Genomic DNA, 17481 nt, shown 5'->3' on the forward strand with positions numbered 1-17481 from the left:
TTCGATGATTCTGATTGCGATGGGCGTATCGGGCGCCGGCAAAACCCGTATCGGCGAACTGCTGGCCGAGCGCTTGCACTGCGCGTTCACCGACGGCGACGCGTTTCACAGCGAGGCGAACAAGGAGAAGATGCACAAAGGCATACCACTGACCGACGAAGACCGTTGGCCGTGGCTGAACGCGATACGCGCGGCGATCGAGCAAAAGCAGCACGCGCACGAGACGGCGGTGTTCACGTGCTCGTCGTTGAAGCGCTCATATCGAAACATCTTGCGCGCCGGCGATAAGGACGTGTGCTTTGTCTATCTGCGGGGGACGCGCGAGGTGCTGGAAGAAAGGCTCAAGACGCGCACCGGACACTTCTTCGACCCATCGCTGTTGCAGAGCCAGCTGGACACGCTCGAAGAGCCGGGAGAGGACGAAGCGATTGCCGTGAGCATCGAACAGACGCCGGAGCAGATTGTCGATAGCGTGCTAGATCAGATGAAGCAGCGCTGACACGTTTCCCGGAGTTTTCCCGATGCGGCATTCGATAAGGAGCTTCCCTCAGGCGCCGCTTTTTTAGCAGACGCCGTATCAACCGGGACTCAAGCAATCCGCTTCGCCAGCTCTACCGCCTTTCCAACATAAGAGCCCGGCGTCATCGCCAGCAGCCGCTCTTTCGCGTCCGCCGGAATATTCAGCCCACTGATAAACGTCTGTAGCGCATCCCGCGTGATGCCCTTGCCGCGCGTCAGTTCCTTTAGCTGCTCGTACGGATTTTCGATGCCGTAGCGCCGCATTACTGTTTGCACAGGCTCAGCGAGCACTTCCCAGCAATTGTCGAGATCTTCGTTCAGCCGTTGCGGATTCACCTCGAGCTTGTCGAGGCCGCGGATCAGCGCGTCGTACGCAAGCAGCGAGTAACCGAACGCGACGCCAATGTTGCGCAGCACCGTCGAATCGGTCAGATCGCGCTGCCAGCGCGATACCGGCAGCTTGTCCGCAAGGTGACGCAGCGTTGCATTTGCCAGGCCGAGATTGCCTTCGGAGTTTTCGAAGTCGATCGGGTTGACTTTGTGCGGCATCGTCGACGAACCGATTTCGCCGGCCTTCGTCCGCTGTTTGAAGTAACCGAGCGAGATATAGCCCCACACATCACGATCGAGATCGAGCAGGATCGTATTCGCGCGCGCAACCGCATCGAACAGTTCCGCCATGTAGTCGTGCGGCTCGATCTGGATCGTGTACGGATTGAACGAGAGCTTCAGCCGCTCTTCAACCACTTTGCGGGAAAATGCCTCCCAATCGAACTCCGGATACGCGGACAGATGTGCATTGAAATTGCCGACCGCGCCGTTCATCTTGCCGAGCAGTTCGACCTTCGCGATGCGCTCGATGGCCCGTGCAAGACGCGCGGCCACGTTCGCGATTTCCTTGCCGAGCGTCGTCGGGCTCGCCGGCTGTCCGTGCGTGCGAGACAGCATCGGCTGCGCCGCCTGCGCATGGGCAAGTGCGACTAACCGTTGATGCACCGAACGCAGCGCCGGCAGGATCACGTGCTCGCGCGCGCCGGCGAGCATCAGACCATGCGACGTATTGTTGATGTCTTCCGACGTGCACGCGAAGTGGATGAACTCGCTCGCGCGTTCAAGTTCAGGCTGGCCTTTCACCGACTCCTTCAGCCAGTACTCGACGGCCTTCACGTCGTGATTCGTCACACGCTCGATTTCCTTGATTCGCGCGGCGTCGTGCGCGGTGAAGCGCTCGACCAGTTGCAGCAGGAATTGCTCGGAGGCCGCCGAAAAACGCGGCACTTCGGCGAACCCGACGTGCGAAAGCGCGATCAGCCAGTGAATTTCGACCATCACGCGATGGCGCATGAAGGCGGCTTCCGAGAGCCAGTCGCGCAGGGCTTCGGTTTTCGGCGCATAGCGGCCGTCGAGCGGGGACAGCGCGGTCAGCGCAAACAGGGTATCGGGGCGAGTGTCGGACATGATCGGACGGGACGCGTAGCGTCGGCACGGAAACGGGGAGAACCGCGAATTTTACCACTGTGGGCGTTTTGCTTTGCCGGCCTGAGCGCGGGCCGCCGTTCCGGCGGTCGGTCTGGCGTGGCGTATGCCCGTGTGGCGGGCGGGACTGGACAGGTCGCGCCGCCTGGCGGCATGAACCTGCGCGACGGATTCCAGCGGCGTCCAGGATGGGCGATCACGTCTGCTACTCGCGTTCGCCGCAACGGCCGCCGCTAGAATGCTGTCTTCACTTTCTCCGCGGTAAGCAGGCTCTCGCATGGAACTGAAATGGCTCGAAGATTTCGTGTCGCTCGCGGAAACCCGCAGCTTCAGCCGCTCGGCGGAACTGCGGCACGTCACGCAGCCGGCGTTTTCGCGCCGCATTCAGGCGCTCGAGGCATGGCTCGGCACCGAGCTGATCGACCGTTCGGTGTATCCGACGCGGCTGACCAACGCGGGCCAGGTGTTCTACGAGCAAGCGCTGGCGATGCTCTCCCAGTTCCACGAGGCCCGCACATTGCTGCGCGGCCACACGGCGACGCCTGCCGCGACCATCGAATTCGCGGTCCCGCACACGCTATCTCTGACCTATTTCCCGCGCTGGCTGCAGCGCATCGAAGCGCAGCTCGGATCGATCCATACCCGGCTGCGCGCGCTGAACGTGCACGATGCGGTGTTGTCGCTCGTCGAAGGGGGCTGCGACCTGATCATGGGTTATCACCATCCGAGCCATCCGGTCGCGCTCGATCCTGCGCGCTACGACATGTTGACGCTCGGCATCGAACCGATCAGCCCGTTCTCGGCGCCAGGCCGCGCCGGCCGCGCACGACATACGCTGCCCGGCACGCCGGCCGCGCCCGCGCCTTATCTGTCCTATACGCCGAACGCCTATCTGGGCCGCATGACCGAGGTGATCATCTCGAACGCGCCGCAACGGCTGTATCTCGATCGCGTGTACGAGACCGACATGGCGGAAGGTTTGAAAGCGATGGCGCTCGCCGGACACGGCATCGCGTTCCTGCCGCACAGCGCGGTCGACGATGCGGTTGCGGACGGCCGCCTGATCCGGCTCGACCGCTCGTCCCGCGGCGGCGGACCGCAAGGCCAGTTCACGCTGACGATGGAGATCCGTCTGTATCGCGACAAGCTGGCCGCGCAAGGTGACGACCCACGTCATACGCTGGTACGCGCGCTGTGGGACGTGGTGTCCGCGGAGCTCGCGCAGGACGCGCGGTAAAAGCGCCACGCTGGCGGCGCGCACCGTCCGCAACAGCATTTTTTGGTTTGCGAAGGTTATGCAAATTAAACATAACGGGATGATCAAACGGCATTGGCCTTCATTCAGGCGATTTTCGACAATGGCGACATTCGTTGACCGCTGGAGTGTTCATGTCATCCCAATCGAAGTTCGAAACATCGCTGGAAGCCCTGCCATCCTATCTGCATAAAGACGACCTGGGCCCGTGGGGCAACTACCTGCGTCAGGTCGATCGCGTCGCGCCGTACCTCGGTACGCAGTCGCGCTGGCTCGAGACGCTCAAGCGTCCGAAGCGGATTCTGATCGTCGATGTGCCGATCGAACTCGATAACGGCACGGTCGCCCATTTCGAGGGCTATCGCGTGCAGCACAATGTGTCGCGTGGGCCCGGCAAGGGTGGTGTGCGCTATCACCAGGACGTGACGCTGTCGGAAGTGATGGCGCTGTCCGCCTGGATGTCGGTCAAGAATGCGGCGGTCAACGTGCCGTACGGCGGCGCGAAAGGCGGCATCCGCGTCGACCCGCGCAAGCTGTCGCGCGGCGAACTCGAGCGCGTGACGCGCCGCTACACCAGCGAAATCGGCATCATCATCGGGCCGAACACCGATATCCCCGCGCCGGACGTGAACACGAACGAGCAGATCATGGCGTGGATGATGGACACCTACTCGATGAACCAGGGCCAGACGGCTACCGGTGTGGTCACCGGCAAGCCGATCACGCTCGGCGGCTCGCTCGGCCGCCGTGAAGCCACCGGCCGCGGCGTGTTCGTGGTCGGCTGCGAAGCGGCGCGGCGCACCGGTCTTTCGATCGAAGGTGCGCGCGTCGCAGTGCAAGGCTTCGGCAACGTCGGCGGCATCGCGGCGCGGCTCTTTCAGGAAGCCGGCGCGAAAATCGTCGCGGTGCAGGATCATACCGGCACGCTACATAGGTCGAGCGGCATCGATGCGCGAGCGCTGCTAGAGCACGTCGCGAAAACCGGTGGCGTCGGCGGGTTCGCCGAGGCGGACACCATCGCCAATCACGACTTCTGGTCCGTCGAATCGGACATCCTGATTCCGGCCGCGCTCGAAAACCAGATCACCGAGAAAAACGCACCGGGCATTCGCACGAAGATCGTCGTCGAAGGCGCGAATGGCCCAACCACGACCGCGGCCGACGACATCCTGCGTGACAAGGGCATCCTCGTCATTCCAGACGTCGTCGCGAATGCGGGTGGCGTGACCGTGTCGTATTTCGAATGGGTGCAGGATTTCTCGAGCTTCTTCTGGACCGAGGACGAAATCAACGAGCGGCTCGAACGCGTGATGCGCGAAGCATTTGCAGCGGTCTGGCAGGTCGCGGACGAGCAGAAAGTGTCGGTCCGAACGGCGGCGTTTATCGTCGCCTGCAAGCGGATTCTGATGGCGCGCGAGATGCGCGGGCTTTACCCCTGATTTCCACCTGTCACAAACAGATTGTGTGCGATTGGGTATCATCGCGCACATTACAGGCGGACGGCGTTGTAAGATGCCGTCCGCTTTTGCGTATGCGTTCCGTTGGGAGGCACTGCGCAATGCAATGCCGCACGCCGTGCTGGATTTACGCAACATACGCGTCCAAACATGGTTAACAACCATTCTTTCATAATATTTACTTTGATACACTGGCGCCGGTATTTGCCAAGGAGATCACAAATGAAGGTTAAAAAAGCTGCGCTGCTTCTCGCGACTGTGGGTCTTTTGTCGGGTTTGTTCACGGCCGGCGCACACGCGCAGGACGCGGGCACGCTGAAGAAAATCAAGGATACGGGGGTGATTTCGCTGGGTCACCGCGAGTCGTCTATTCCCTTTTCGTACTATGACGACAAGCAGAATGTCGTCGGTTACTCGCATGAAATGGCGCTGAAGATCGTCGAGGCGGTCAAGCAGAAGCTGAACATGCCGAACCTGAAGGTGAAGCTGACGCCGGTCACGTCGCAAAACCGTATTCCGCTCGTGCAGAACGGCACGATCGACCTCGAATGCGGTTCGACCACGAACAACCTCGAGCGTCAGCAACAGGTCGCCTTCTCGAATTCGATCTTCGTGATCGGCACGCGGCTGATGACGAAGAAAGACTCCGGCATCAAGGACTTCCCGGACCTGAAGGGCAAGACGGTCGTGACAACCGCGGGTACGACGTCCGAGCGCCTGCTGCGCAAGATGAACCAGGACAAGAGCATGGGCATGAACATCATCAGCGCGAAGGATCACGGCGAGTCGTTCCTGACGCTGTCGACGGGTCGTGCCGCTGCGTTCATGATGGACGACGCACTGCTCGCCGGCGAGCGCGCGAAATCGAACAACCCGAACGATTTCGTGATCGTCGGTACGCCGCAATCGCGTGAGGCTTACGGCTGCATGATGCGCAAGAACGATCCGGAGTTCAAGAAGGTCGCCGACGATGCGATCGCGAAGGTCCAGACTTCGGGCGAAGCCGATCAGATCTACAAGAAGTGGTTCGAATCGCCGATTCCGCCGAAGGGGCTGAACCTGAACTTCCCGCAAAGCGACGACATCAAGGCGCTGTTCAAGAACCCGAACGACAAGGCGCTCGACTAATAAAGTCGATCAACCGTTACCATCGCAACGTGTTGAACAAAACGGAAGGGGCCGGGCGCTTCTTCCGTTTCTTTTTGTTGGAGTCTTTGCCATGTCCTACCACTGGAACTGGGGCATTCTGCTAAGTCCGGTTTCCACCGGCGAGCCGACCACTTATCTCGGCTGGCTGATGTCCGGCTTCTGGGTGACGATTGTCGTGTCGCTGTCGGCCTGGGTGATCGCGCTGATCGTCGGATCATTCTTCGGCGTATTGCGCACCGTGCCGAACAGGACGCTTGCCGCGATCGGCACCGTCTACGTCGCCATCTTTCGAAACATCCCGCTGATCGTCCAGTTTTTCACCTGGTATCTGGTGATACCGGAATTACTGCCGGTGTCGATCGGGACCTGGTTCAAGCAGTTACCGCCTTCCGCGCAGTTCTTCTCGTCGTCCATCATCTGTCTCGGCCTCTTTACTGCCGCACGGGTGTGCGAGCAGGTGCGCTCGGGCATCAACGCGCTGCCTCGCGGCCAGCGCGCCGCCGGCCTCGCGCTCGGTTTCACGCAATGGCAGACGTATCGTTATGTGCTGCTGCCGGTTGCATACCGGATCATCGTGCCGCCGATCACGTCCGAGTTTCTGAACATCTTCAAGAACTCCGCGGTCGCGTCGACGATCGGTTTGCTCGAGTTGTCCGCGCAGGCGCGGCAACTGGTCGACTACACCGCGCAGGCGTATGAGTCGTTTATCGCGGTGACGGTCGCATACATGATCATCAACCTCGTCGTGATGCAGCTCATGCGCATGCTCGAACACCGTACCCGCCTGCCGGGCTATATCGGAGGCAAGTGATGCATCACTTCGACTGGAGTGGTATTCCCGGCGCGCTGCCTACGTTATGGACCGGCGCGATCATTACGTTCGAGATCACGGTCGTCGCGATTATCTGCGGCATCGTGATCGGAACTGTTCTCGCGCTGCTGCGGCTGTCCGGTATCAAGCCGCTCGAATGGTTCGCGCGCGTGTACGTGACGCTGTTCCGCTCGATTCCACTCGTGATGGTGCTGCTGTGGTTTTTCCTGATCGTGCCGCAGGTGCTGCAGAATTTGCTCGGATTGTCACCGGACATCGACATCCGGCTCGCATCGGCGATGGTCGCCTTCTCGCTGTTCGAAGCCGCGTATTACTCGGAGATTATCCGTGCGGGTATCCAGGCGGTGTCGCGCGGGCAGGTCAATGCGGCTTTCGCGCTCGGCATGACATACGCGCAGGCGATGAAACTGATCGTGCTGCCGCAGGCGTTCCGCGCGATGGTTCCGTTGCTGCTCACGCAGGCCATCGTGCTGTTCCAGGACACGTCGCTCGTCTACGTTATCGGCCTTGCCGACTTCTTCCGTACCGCGACGAATATCGGCGACCGTGATGGCACGACCGTCGAGATGGTACTGTTCGCGGGCGCCTGCTATTTCGTGATCTGTGTAGTGGCGTCGACCCTCGTCAAAAGTCTTCAGAAAAAGGTCGCAAGATGATCTCAATCAAGAATGTTTCGAAGTGGTACGGCCAGTTTCAGGTGCTGACCGACTGCACGACCGAAGTCAAAAAGGGCGAAGTGGTCGTCGTGTGCGGCCCGTCGGGCTCCGGCAAATCGACGCTGATCAAGACGGTGAACGGTCTCGAGCCGTTCCAGAAAGGCGACATCGTGATCAACGGCCAGTCGTTGACCGACAAGAAGACGAATCTGTCGAAGCTGCGCGCGAAAGTCGGCATGGTATTCCAGCACTTCGAACTGTTTCCGCATCTGTCGATTACCGAGAATCTGACGCTTGCGCAGGTTAAAGTGCTCGGCCGGTCGAAGGACGAGGCGGGGGCGAAGGGTTTGAAACTGCTCGATCGTGTCGGTTTGCGCGCGCACGCGGACAAGTATCCGGGCCAGTTGTCGGGCGGCCAGCAGCAGCGTGTCGCAATCGCGCGCGCGCTGTCGATGGACCCGATCGCGATGCTGTTCGACGAACCGACGTCCGCGCTCGACCCGGAGATGATCAACGAAGTGCTCGACGTGATGGTCGAACTCGCGCAGGAAGGCATGACGATGATGTGCGTGACGCACGAAATGGGCTTTGCAAAGAAGGTTGCGCATCGCGTGATCTTCATGGACAAGGGCCTCATCGTCGAAGACGATCGCAAGGAAGATTTCTTTGCGAATCCGAAGTCCGATCGCGCGAAGGATTTCCTCGCGAAGATTCTGCACTAGGACGCTTGACCTGAAGTTCATGCAAACGGGCGGCCTGGCAACAGGTCGCCCGTTTTGTTATGTGAGCAACGTAAAGCGCACAACGTAAAGCGCAGCGCCGCCGCTATCGCGGTGCGACCGATGCCAGGTCCGGCTTCGAAAAATCGCACAACCGCCGCGCCTGATCGGCAACCGCGGAATACAGCGCCGACGGACCGTCGTTACGATAGATCGCGTAGTAGCGCACATCCGGCAGCCGCTGCGGTGAATCGAGCACGTTGAGCAGCCCTTGCTCGACCAGATCGGAGAAATAAAGCGCCGGCAGATAACTGATGCCGAATCCCGCGACTGTCAGCGAGCTTAGCGAGATCAGGCTGTTGCCTGCGAACGTGCGCCGGATCGCGAGCTTTTTCGATTCGAACCAGCGATCGTAGATCGCGTCGACCCCCGACGTGCCGATTTGCATCAGGATCGGATAGTTTGCGATTTCCTCCAGCGTCAGCGCGCGCGATGCGTCGACGAGCGATGGACTCGCCATCCATTTGAGCTGCAGCTTCCTGAGCGGCACCGACGTGAAGCGCGGGTCCTTTAGCACCGTCGGCGCAATGATGAAGTCGATATCGCCGCGCAAAAGCCGTGCGCTCAGGTTCGTGCTGACGTCGATTTCCGGTTCGAGCGACACGGTCGGATACGCGACGCGGATGTCCTGCACGAGCCGTGGCAGGAACGTGAGGGCGATCAGTTCGGTGATGCCGAGCCGGAAGTGCCGCACAACTTCCACTTCCTTACCCATTTTCTCGAGCAGACGGTCGCGCAACTGCAGCATTTCCTCAGCCGCTTCGAGCAGTTCGCGGCCTTTCGGCGTGAGTTGCACCGTACGGCGGCTGCGATCGAACAGCGGCACCAGAAAGAACTCTTCGAGTTCGCTGACGCGCTTTGAAATGGCCGACTGCGTCGTGTACAGGCGGTCGGCGGCCGCGCCGAAGGTGCCCAGTCGCGCGACCCAGTAGATCGCTTCCAGCTGCTTGAGCGTTAGCATGATTCCAGATGGATGAAGTGAGCCCGGTTCATGATGCGGTCGCGTTGCAAACGCAGCGTGAACGCTCACGAGTCGCGCTGAAGTATCTGCGCGCAGCCTGAGCTTGGCAAGGCAATGCAGTGGGAACCGCGGATCAGCCAGGTGTCGACCTATGAATTTTATTCATCGGTCGGGATGCCTTTTACTCCCGGTAGCTGGCTTTCTGGTTTGGGATACTGCGCGAACCGGTTGCGCGAGGAGAGCATAGTCCACGAACCGGTCGGCGGAAATAGCCGTCCAGAACCCGCACCAGCGAGGCATAACGATATGCGAGGCATGACCCTGTCGGAAAAGCTGTTGTCCGCGGCCGCGGGACGCAGCGTGCGAGCCGGCGACATCGTGATCTGCGAGGTCGATTGCGCGATGGGCACCGACGGCTCGATCCCGATGGCCATGGACTATTTCGCGTCGATGGGCGGCGCGCACGTGCATGCGCCGGAGAAGCTGCTGTTCGCGCTCGATCATTACGCGCCGCCGGCGAGTCCGAAGGCCGCGATGCTGCAGGCGAAAATCCGCCGGTTTGCGCGCGAGCAGGGGGTTCCGCTGTTCGATATCGGCGCGGGCATCGGGCATCAGATCGTGGTCGAGCAGGGGCTCGCCGCGCCGGGACGGCTGCTGGTCGGTGCGGACAGCCACGCGGTCACGTACGGCGCCGCGAACTGTTTTGCAACCGGCATCGGGTCGTCGGATCTCGCGGGCATCATGCTGACCGGCAAGACCTGGCTGCGTGTGCCCGAATCGATTCGTATCACGCTGCACCGGCGGTTGCCGCGCGGCGTCTATCCGAAAGATCTCGCCCTGTATCTCGCGCAACTGTTCGGCGCGGATGGCGCGACCTATCAGACGCTGGAATTTCACGGTGAAGGCGTCGCGTCGCTCGATTTCGAAGACCGCCTCGTGATCGCTAATCTATCAGTCGAAATGGGCGCGAAAAACGCGGTGTTCCCACTCGACGATGCTGCGCGCCGCTATCTCGAGCGCCGCGTCGCGGGCCCGCTGGAGGCGGTGTCGGCGGACCCGGATGCGCAGTATGCGCGCACGCTCGAGGTCGATCTGTCGACGCTGCAACCGTATGTCGCGCGGCCTCACAACGTCGACAACGTGACGAGCCTCGCGCAGCTCGGCGATGTGCCTGTGCAGATGGCGTATCTCGGTACCTGCACCGGCGGCCGAGCGAAGGACTTCCGTCAGGCGCTCGCGGTGTTTCGCGAATTTGGCAAGCCCGCGAAAGGCGTGCAACTGGTCGTGACACCCGCGTCGCGCGAAGTGATGCACGAGCTGACCGAAGGCGGCGAACTGGCCGAGTTCGTCGCGCTCGGCGCGGTGATCGTCACGCCCGGCTGCGGCTCGTGCTGCGGTACCGCGGGCGCGATTCCCGAAGACGGCGCGAACGTCGTGTCGACCGCGAATCGCAATTTCAAGGGGCGTATGGGCAACGCGAGCGCGAACGTGTTTCTCGCATCGCCCGAGGTTTGTGCCGCGAGTGCGGTCGCAGGCCGGATCATCAGCCTTCAGGCATTCACTGCCAGCCGATAACGATTCCAACGACTATGCAATTTTCCGCGATGGGTCTCGCACGCCGCTTCGGCGACGACATCAATACCGACTACATCATCTCTTCACAGCGCAAGCGCGAGTCGCTCGACCCTGCGGTGCTGAAGAACTTCCTGTTCGAAACGATCGCGCCGGAATTCGCACAGAGCGTGCGCATCGGCGACATCCTCGTGGCCGGCAAGAACTTCGGCTGCGGCTCGGCGATGGAAGTCGCGGTGACCGCGGTGGTCGGCGCCGGCATCCGCGTCGTGCTCGCGCGCAGCTTTGCGCGCACGTACTTTCGCAACGCGATCAACAACGGGCTTTATCCGATCGAATGCGATACGAGTGCGATTCGCGAGGGTGATCGGCTGCACGTCGATGTGGGTTCGCGTACGCAAGTTCGTTGCGAAGGCAACGACTTGACCATCGACGCGGCGCCGATCGCACCCGACATTCTCAAGATTCTCGAAGCGGGCGGCCTCGTGCCGTATCTGCGACGACATTCGTCGTTCTGACCGACGCTCCCAGCCATACGGACACCTATGAGCCAGCCTGCCACCCTTGGTTTTCGCATCTTGCCGATGCCCGCGCGAATCAGCGAGGACATCATCCAGCGCTTTCAGACGGTCGTCACGCCGCACATCAGCGACAACATGCAGCGTCTGTGCGGTGTGATTGGGCTCAAGCCATATCACCATCGCAAGAAACTCGTCGGCCGCGCGATCACGGTCAAGGTTCGGCCGGGCGACAACCTGATGATTCACAAGGCGATCGACATTGCTGAGCCGGGCGATGTGATCGTCGTCGACGGCGGTGGGGAGATTACGCAGGCGCTGGTCGGCGAATTGATGCAGATGCATGCGCAGGTGCGTGGCGTTGCCGGCTTCGTGATCGACGGCGCGGTACGCGATGTCGCCGCGTTCTATGCGGCGGATTTTCCGTGCTATGCGCGCGGCAATACGCATCGTGGTCCGTTCAAGGAAGGCCCGGGCGAGATCAATGTGCCGGTTGCAATCGGCGGTCTCGTGATCGAAGCGGGCGATCTGATCGTCGGTGACGAGGATGGGTTGGTCGCGGTGCCCGCGGATCGGCTCGACGCGTTGCTCGCGGCCGCTGCCGCACAGGCGCAGCGCGAGCGGCAGCGCAAGGAGGCGATTCTGAAGGGCGAGGACAAGCGCGGCTGGATCGATGCATATCTGAAGGAAAAGGGCGTCATCGCCTGACAGCGAACTGCGCGAAAAGCCGCTGCCAACCGGCGGTCAAACATCACACAGGGGACCTCGCAATGAAGTTGATTGCTGCACGGATGGACCGCATCAAGCCGTCGCCAAGTTCGATGGCGACTGCACGCGTGAAGGAGCTGCGTGCCGCGGGCCGCGATATCGTTGGACTGACGTCGGGCGAGCCGGATTTCGATACGCCGCCGCACATCGTCGAAGCCGCTTATGCGGCGATGAAGGCGGGCAAGACGCGCTATACGGTGGTCGACGGGACGCCGGAGCTGAAGCGCGCGGTGCGCGACAAGTTCGCGCGCGAGAACGGTTTGACATTTGAACAGGACGAAGTCACGGTCGGCAATGGCGGCAAGCAGATCGTCTTCAACGCGCTGACGTGCACCATCGATGACGGCGACGAGGTCGTGATTCCCGCGCCTTACTGGGTCTCTTACCCGGATATGGTGTTGCTCAATGGCGGGCGGCCGGTAATCGTCGAATGCGGCGCGCAGAACGGCTACAAGATGACGCCCGCGCAACTCGAAGCGGCGCTTACGCCGCGCACGAAATGGGTCGTGCTGAATTCGCCGTGCAATCCGTCCGGCGCGACATACACCGAAAACGAACTGATTGCGCTCGGCGAAGTGCTGAGCCGCCACCCGAATGTCTGGGTGCTCACCGATGACGTCTACGAGCATTTGATTTACGACGGCCAGAAGTTCGCGACCTTCGCGCACTGCAACCCGCAACTGCGCGAGCGCACGTTGACGATCAATGGCGTCTCGAAAGCGTTTGCGATGACCGGCTGGCGCATCGGCTTCGCCGGCGGCCCGAAGACGCTGATCAAAACGATGGCGAAGCTGCAGTCGCAAAGCACCAGCAATCCGTCGTCGGTGAGCCAGGCGGCGGCGCTCGCGGCGCTCACCGGCCCGAACGACTTTCTCGCCGGCTGGCGCAGCGAATATCAACGAAGGCGCGATCTGGTCGTCGGCCGTTTGAATGCGATCGACGGCTTGTATTGTCCGCGTCCGGCCGGCGCGTTTTACGTCTACCCGTCGTGCGCGGGCTTTATCGGGCGGCGCGGACCGAATGGCAACGTGATCGGCGACGACACCGACTTCGTGATGCATCTGCTCGAAAGCCGCGAAGTGGCGGTGATTCAAGGCGCGGCCTTTGGTTTGTCGCCGGCGTTCCGTATTTCGTTTGCGACATCGTACGAACAGCTCGAAGAAGCGTGCAACCGGATCGAGGCAGCCTGCGCGATGCTTGACTCGTGATGCACGGCGGCCTGCCGCACCTTATCCACCACCGGGAAGGAGACAACAATGAAAACACTGCAGAGGAAGTCGGGTTGCGTCATACCGTATCGGGTGCTTGCGCTGCTGCTGTGCGGTTGCTTCGCGTTGCAGTCGCACGCGCAGGATCTGACTGGCCGGCTTGCGTCGATCAAGGCCCGCAATACGATCGTGCTCGGCTACCGTGAATCGTCGGTGCCTTACTCGTATTACGACAACAACGAGCGGGTGATTGGCTATTCGCAGGACATCGCTCAGGAGATCGTCAAGGAACTGAAGTCGGCGATCAATGCACCGAATCTGCAGGTCAAGATGATTGCGGTGAACGCGCAAAACCGGATTCCGCTGATCCAGAACGGCACCATCGATCTCGAATGCGGCGGGACCACGAACAACAAGGAGCGCGCGCAGCAGGTCGATTTCTCCGACACGATTTCCGTCACCGAGACGCGGCTTCTGACCCGATCGAACTCTGACATTCACTCGTTCAAGGACCTGAACGGCAAGACGGTTGCGGTGACGGCGGGAACGACATCCGAGCGCTATCTGCGCAGCTATGTGCAGCAGAAGAACGCGGACATCACGATTATCGCGTCGCGCGATCATAGCGGGTCATTCATGACGCTCGAAACCGGCCGTGCGGCCGCGTTTTTCATGGACGCCGACGTGCTCGCGAGCCAGCGTGCGACGGCGCGCAATCCGCAGGACTATGTGGTGACCGGAGAACCGCAGACGCACGAGGCGATCGCGTGCATGCTGCCCAAGGGTGAGGCCCAGTTAAAGGCGATCGCGGATCGCACGATTGCGCGGCTCGAGACGAGCGGTCAGGGTGAGGCGCTTTACAAGACGTGGTTCATGTCGCCGATCGCGCCGAAGGGAATCAACCTGAACCTGCCGATGAGCGACGCGCTGAAGGCGGTGTTCCAGCATCCGAACGATCAGCCGATGGACGATTGATCGGCAGCACTGGGCCGCGGCCGGTTCTGCTAACGGCGCGGCTTTCTAAGATTCGAATGCGGCCGCGTCGTCGGATTCGAGGTCGAGCGTCGCGGCGCTGGGCAATATCGATGCGCTCGACGTCGCGGTGCCATCGCATAGCGGCTTCGCGGCTTTTTCCAGCACCTCCTGCGGCACCGGTACGTTCGTCTGCGCGACCAGCTCGCCGTGCTGAAACATCAACAGGTCGCCCGGCGCGAAACGCGTCCACACTTCGTTGTCCGTAAGCGGCTGGGTGGCGATAACGGCGACGCGATCTTCGGGCGTCGTGTACTTCGCGAAATCGATCGAGACATCCGCGTCGACGAGATGCGCGGTCGAGAACGGCCAGCTGCGCACGAGGTAGTACAGGTGCGTCGAGCAATGCGCAAAGAGCGCCTGCCCGTTCGACATCAGAAAGTTGAATACGCCGAACTGCGTGATTTCACGCGTGAGCGCTGCGAGCGTCGAGAAGAGTTCGTCGAGCGCAGGCTGCCGCTGGCCTGGAAAGGCGTCGCGCAAGCCTTGCAGCAGCGCACAGTATGCAAGCTCGCTATCGGTGGTGCCGACCGGCTGATAGACACCCGACAGCTCGGGCCGGTAGTTCTGCAAATCGCCGTTGTGCGCGAAGATCCAATGACGGCCCCACAGTTCGCGCAGGAACGGGTGGCAGTTTTCCAGCACGATGTGCCCTTGGGTCGCCTTACGGATGTGCGCGATCGTGTTCTTCGATTTTATCGGGTAGCGCTTGACCATCTCCGCGATCGGCGATGTAGCCGACGATTGATGATCGATGAAGAGGCGGCATGCCTTGTCTTCGAAGAACGCGATTCCCCAGCCATCGGCGTGGTGATCGGTGACGCCGCCGCGTGCCGCGAAACCGGTGAACGAGAACACGACATCCGTCGGTGCGGCGCAGTTCATTCCAAGAAGTTGGCACATGATGCGCTAGGGGCAAGCGTCTGAAACGTGTAAAGGCGGGCTCGACGCAAATCTGACAGGGCCGAGGCCGAGCGAGCCGTTACAATGATAGTTTTCCAAGCATATCACCGCACCCGACACGGCAATCATTAAAATTGACGGGTGTTCAGGCCTCTTCGCGACCGTTTGCGGCGGGGTTCGTCAGCCTTTGTGCGGTTTGACGGCAGACCGTCTGCCGGTTGTCCGGGTTTGTTGTCCTGGTTTGTTCGCAGGGTTTGTTAATTCTTTGCCATGATCTCCTCATCGTCTGCTTCTTCTCCCGCTGCTTCGTCAGCTTCGTCCGCTGCGACTCAGCCCGTCGATTCCATTACCCTCGCGCGACCGGATGACTGGCATCTGCACGTGCGCGACGGCGCGATGCTCGCGGCCGTGTTGCCGCACACCGCGCGCCAGTTCGGCCGCGCGATCATCATGCCGAACCTGAAGCCGCCGGTCACGACGACCGAGCAGGCGCGCGCCTATCGCGAGCGGATCCTCGCCGCCATTCCCGCGGGCGTAAAGTTCGAACCCCTGATGACGTTGTATCTGACCGACAACACCTCGCCCGACGAAATTCGCCGGGCGCGAGCGAGCGGTTTTGTGCATGGTGTGAAGCTGTATCCAGCCGGTGCGACGACCAATTCGGACGCCGGTGTCACGAACCTGATGAAGTGCGCGAAGACGCTCGAGGTGATGCAGGAGACCGGTATGCCGCTGCTGGTTCACGGTGAAGTCACCGATCCGTCGATTGATCTCTTCGATCGTGAAAAAGCGTTTATCGATCAGGTGATGACGCCGTTACGCCGCGATTTTCCCGCGCTAAAGGTCGTGTTCGAGCACATCACAACAAAGGACGCGGCCGAATACGTGCGTGACGCGGACACCGCGCCCGGGCTGCTCGGCGCGACGATCACCGCGCACCACCTGCTGTACAACCGCAACGCGATTTTCCAGGGCGGAATTCGTCCGCATTACTACTGCTTGCCGGTGTTAAAGCGCGAGACGCATCGCGTCGCGCTTGTCGAGGCAGCCACGTCGGGCAATCCGCGCTTTTTCCTCGGCACCGATAGCGCGCCGCATCCGAAGGGGCTCAAGGAACATGCGTGCGGCTGTGCGGGTTGCTATACCGCGCTTCATGCGCTCGAACTCTACACCGAGGCGTTTGATAAAGCCGGTGCGCTGCATCGTCTTGAAGGCTTCGCAAGCTTCCATGGCGCGGATTTCTACGCGTTGCCGCACAGCGCCGAGCGCGTGACGCTGCGTCGCGAGCAGTGGACGCTGCCCGCGGAAGTGCAGGCAGGCGATACGCCGGTCGTGCCACTGCGCGCCGGCGAGGCGATCGGCTGGCGGCTCGTATGAACGGGCGGCTTTGACGTTCGCTCGTGAATACGCGGTTGCGCGATCATGAGAATAAGCGCGATGGCCATGCCCGCTAGTGGTGCCGACAATCAGCCCGCGCTCAACGCGGTCTGCGTTGCGGCCTCTGTTGCGGCCTCCGTTGCGGTTGGCGATGGCCGCGATAGCGCAATTGCGCGGGGTTCACCGGCGCAAGCGATGGCCCGCACGGCGGGCTTTGCCGATATTGACTGGTCGAGCGCATGGTTCTCGCAATTCGCTGCACGCGGCGCACGCTGGCAACGGGCGGCGCAGGCAGGCGCAACTGCGCTGCTCGCGGAGATGAACGCCGATGCGCTCCAATGTGGCCACCTGACGGGGCGCGGTGCGCGCCTGTCATTCATCGCGCAGCACGAACTCCCGTCCGGCGCGACTTACGAAGCGCACATCGCAGCGACCGGCTGCGTGCCGACCCGGCACAATCTTCACGATTTTTTCAACGCGTTATCGTGGTTCCAGTTTCCGCGGATCAAGGCGGCGCTCAGCGCGCGCGGCACGGCGGCGATCGATGCGCTGGGCGTCGGTCCAACCCGCGGTAGCACGCGCGATGCGTTGACGGTATTCGACGAGAACGCGGTCCTGTTTGCGTGTTCGGACCGGGCGCTTGCCGCCGCGTTGCGCGCATTCGACTGGCGCGAGTTGTTCGTCGCGCGCCGCGATGCATGGGGCGCGCAGTGCGAAGTCCGCTGCTTCGGTCACGCGCTGCTCGAAAAACTAGTCGCACCGTACAAGGCCTGCACAGCGCATGCGTGGATCGTCGAGGTACCCGCGGCCTACTTTGCGTCGGACGTCGCGGCGCGAGATGCATGGCTCGACGACGCCGTCAGCCGCGCACTGCTGACCGCGGGCGAATTGACGGGCCGCGTGTTCGCGCCGCTGCCGGTGCTTGGCATTCCCGGTTGGTGGCCCGCAAACGACGCGCCGTCCTTCTACGACGATCAATCCGTATTCCGTGCGGGCCGTCGCGCGGAGCGCCCCCGATC

General features: G+C 61.7%; 16 protein-coding genes and 1 pseudogene. 14 read left to right on the forward strand and 3 right to left on the reverse strand.

Annotated features, from left to right (window positions below):
* Positions 1–4: 4 nt before the first annotated feature.
* Entirely contained in the window at positions 5–499 is a 495-nt protein-coding gene (locus BX592_RS13865) for a gluconokinase (protein WP_134192360.1), read from the forward strand.
* A gap of 89 nt (positions 500–588) precedes the next feature.
* Here BX592_RS13865 and purB read toward each other — a convergent pair whose 3' ends face one another.
* Positions 589–1977 carry an adenylosuccinate lyase gene (gene purB / locus BX592_RS13870; RefSeq protein ID WP_134192361.1) on the reverse strand — a complete coding sequence of 463 codons (1389 nt, stop codon included), beginning with the start codon at positions 1975–1977 and terminating at the stop codon, positions 589–591.
* Between the two features lie 295 nt (positions 1978–2272).
* On the opposite strand from purB, the gene BX592_RS13875 reads away from it, so the two are divergent.
* The 6 genes from BX592_RS13875 (at position 2273) to BX592_RS13900 (ending at position 8066) form a co-directional block, all read left to right on the forward strand.
* A complete protein-coding gene (locus tag BX592_RS13875) occupies positions 2273–3232 on the forward strand; it encodes a LysR family transcriptional regulator (RefSeq protein WP_134192362.1) in 960 nt (319 codons plus the stop codon).
* Between the two features lie 152 nt (positions 3233–3384).
* On the forward strand, positions 3385–4689 hold the full coding sequence (locus tag BX592_RS13880; protein ID WP_134192363.1) for a Glu/Leu/Phe/Val family dehydrogenase: 1305 nt from the start codon (positions 3385–3387) through the stop codon (positions 4687–4689).
* A gap of 240 nt (positions 4690–4929) precedes the next feature.
* Positions 4930–5835, forward strand: coding sequence for a glutamate/aspartate ABC transporter substrate-binding protein (locus BX592_RS13885; RefSeq protein ID WP_134192364.1), 906 nt, complete (start codon positions 4930–4932; stop codon positions 5833–5835).
* A 91-nt stretch (positions 5836–5926) separates the two neighbouring features.
* Positions 5927–6667 (forward strand): amino acid ABC transporter permease, encoded by a 741-nt coding sequence (locus tag BX592_RS13890; RefSeq protein WP_134192365.1) that lies wholly within the window; start codon positions 5927–5929, stop codon positions 6665–6667.
* Complete coding sequence (gene gltK, locus BX592_RS13895) at positions 6667–7344, forward strand: glutamate/aspartate ABC transporter permease GltK (protein ID WP_134192366.1); 678 nt, start codon at positions 6667–6669, stop codon at positions 7342–7344. The genes BX592_RS13890 and gltK overlap by 1 nt, the downstream gene beginning before the upstream one ends.
* The gene (locus BX592_RS13900; RefSeq protein WP_134192367.1) at positions 7341–8066 is read left to right on the forward strand and encodes an amino acid ABC transporter ATP-binding protein; all 726 of its coding nucleotides are present in this window, start codon (positions 7341–7343) and stop codon (positions 8064–8066) included. Before gltK ends, BX592_RS13900 begins: the two co-directional genes overlap by 4 nt.
* 103 nt (positions 8067–8169) lie before the next feature.
* Here the strand turns inward: BX592_RS13900 and BX592_RS13905 are convergent, their stop codons facing one another.
* Positions 8170–9084 carry a LysR family transcriptional regulator gene (locus BX592_RS13905; RefSeq protein ID WP_134192368.1) on the reverse strand — a complete coding sequence of 305 codons (915 nt, stop codon included), beginning with the start codon at positions 9082–9084 and terminating at the stop codon, positions 8170–8172.
* Between the two features lie 315 nt (positions 9085–9399).
* Between BX592_RS13905 and BX592_RS13910 the strand changes: the two genes are divergently transcribed.
* The 5 genes from BX592_RS13910 to BX592_RS13930 all read left to right on the forward strand — a co-directional run bounded on the left by BX592_RS13910 (position 9400) and on the right by BX592_RS13930 (position 14125).
* The gene (locus tag BX592_RS13910) at positions 9400–10659 is read left to right on the forward strand and encodes a 3-isopropylmalate dehydratase large subunit (RefSeq protein WP_243849537.1); all 1260 of its coding nucleotides are present in this window, start codon (positions 9400–9402) and stop codon (positions 10657–10659) included.
* A gap of 14 nt (positions 10660–10673) precedes the next feature.
* Positions 10674–11174: a LeuD/DmdB family oxidoreductase small subunit gene (locus BX592_RS13915; protein ID WP_134192370.1), complete on the forward strand. Its 501-nt coding sequence runs from the start codon at positions 10674–10676 to the stop codon at positions 11172–11174.
* 27 nt (positions 11175–11201) lie between these two features.
* Positions 11202–11882: an RraA family protein gene (locus tag BX592_RS13920; RefSeq protein WP_134192371.1), complete on the forward strand. Its 681-nt coding sequence runs from the start codon at positions 11202–11204 to the stop codon at positions 11880–11882.
* A gap of 62 nt (positions 11883–11944) precedes the next feature.
* Positions 11945–13150: a pyridoxal phosphate-dependent aminotransferase gene (locus BX592_RS13925; RefSeq protein ID WP_134192372.1), complete on the forward strand. Its 1206-nt coding sequence runs from the start codon at positions 11945–11947 to the stop codon at positions 13148–13150.
* Positions 13151–13198: 48 nt separating this feature from the next.
* Positions 13199–14125 carry a transporter substrate-binding domain-containing protein gene (locus BX592_RS13930; RefSeq protein WP_134192373.1) on the forward strand — a complete coding sequence of 309 codons (927 nt, stop codon included), beginning with the start codon at positions 13199–13201 and terminating at the stop codon, positions 14123–14125.
* A gap of 45 nt (positions 14126–14170) precedes the next feature.
* On the opposite strand, the gene BX592_RS13935 is transcribed toward BX592_RS13930, so the two are convergent.
* Positions 14171–15085 carry a class II glutamine amidotransferase gene (locus BX592_RS13935; RefSeq protein ID WP_134192374.1) on the reverse strand — a complete coding sequence of 305 codons (915 nt, stop codon included), beginning with the start codon at positions 15083–15085 and terminating at the stop codon, positions 14171–14173.
* A gap of 270 nt (positions 15086–15355) precedes the next feature.
* Between BX592_RS13935 and pyrC the strand changes: the two genes are divergently transcribed.
* Positions 15356–16462: a dihydroorotase gene (gene pyrC / locus BX592_RS13940; RefSeq protein ID WP_134192375.1), complete on the forward strand. Its 1107-nt coding sequence runs from the start codon at positions 15356–15358 to the stop codon at positions 16460–16462.
* A 318-nt stretch (positions 16463–16780) separates the two neighbouring features.
* Positions 16781–17449, forward strand: a pseudogene (locus BX592_RS13945) (DUF3025 domain-containing protein); the annotation flags it as partial.
* Positions 17450–17481 lie beyond the last annotated feature (32 nt).

The sequence above is a fragment of the Paraburkholderia rhizosphaerae genome (assembly GCF_004366595.1).
Lineage (GTDB): Bacteria > Pseudomonadota > Gammaproteobacteria > Burkholderiales > Burkholderiaceae > Paraburkholderia > Paraburkholderia rhizosphaerae.

Bases quoted from the DNA above. Each gene is read 5' to 3' on its own strand.
- BX592_RS13900 (WP_134192367.1), top strand. From the start codon at position 7,341: ATGATCTCAATCAAGAATGTTTCGAAGTGGTACGGCCAGTTTCAGGTG.
- BX592_RS13910 (WP_243849537.1), top strand. From the start codon at position 9,400: ATGACCCTGTCGGAAAAGCTGTTGTCCGCGGCCGCGGGACGCAGCGTG.
- BX592_RS13920 (WP_134192371.1), top strand. From the start codon at position 11,202: ATGAGCCAGCCTGCCACCCTTGGTTTTCGCATCTTGCCGATGCCCGCG.
- purB (WP_134192361.1), bottom strand. From the start codon at position 1,977: ATGTCCGACACTCGCCCCGATACCCTGTTTGCGCTGACCGCGCTGTCC.
- gltK (WP_134192366.1), top strand. From the start codon at position 6,667: ATGCATCACTTCGACTGGAGTGGTATTCCCGGCGCGCTGCCTACGTTA.
- BX592_RS13865 (WP_134192360.1), top strand. From the start codon at position 5: ATGATTCTGATTGCGATGGGCGTATCGGGCGCCGGCAAAACCCGTATC.
- BX592_RS13935 (WP_134192374.1), bottom strand. From the start codon at position 15,085: ATGTGCCAACTTCTTGGAATGAACTGCGCCGCACCGACGGATGTCGTG.
- BX592_RS13890 (WP_134192365.1), top strand. From the start codon at position 5,927: ATGTCCTACCACTGGAACTGGGGCATTCTGCTAAGTCCGGTTTCCACC.
- BX592_RS13915 (WP_134192370.1), top strand. From the start codon at position 10,674: ATGCAATTTTCCGCGATGGGTCTCGCACGCCGCTTCGGCGACGACATC.
- BX592_RS13880 (WP_134192363.1), top strand. From the start codon at position 3,385: ATGTCATCCCAATCGAAGTTCGAAACATCGCTGGAAGCCCTGCCATCC.
- BX592_RS13875 (WP_134192362.1), top strand. From the start codon at position 2,273: ATGGAACTGAAATGGCTCGAAGATTTCGTGTCGCTCGCGGAAACCCGC.
- BX592_RS13925 (WP_134192372.1), top strand. From the start codon at position 11,945: ATGAAGTTGATTGCTGCACGGATGGACCGCATCAAGCCGTCGCCAAGT.
- BX592_RS13905 (WP_134192368.1), bottom strand. From the start codon at position 9,084: ATGCTAACGCTCAAGCAGCTGGAAGCGATCTACTGGGTCGCGCGACTG.
- BX592_RS13885 (WP_134192364.1), top strand. From the start codon at position 4,930: ATGAAGGTTAAAAAAGCTGCGCTGCTTCTCGCGACTGTGGGTCTTTTG.
- BX592_RS13930 (WP_134192373.1), top strand. From the start codon at position 13,199: ATGAAAACACTGCAGAGGAAGTCGGGTTGCGTCATACCGTATCGGGTG.
- pyrC (WP_134192375.1), top strand. From the start codon at position 15,356: ATGATCTCCTCATCGTCTGCTTCTTCTCCCGCTGCTTCGTCAGCTTCG.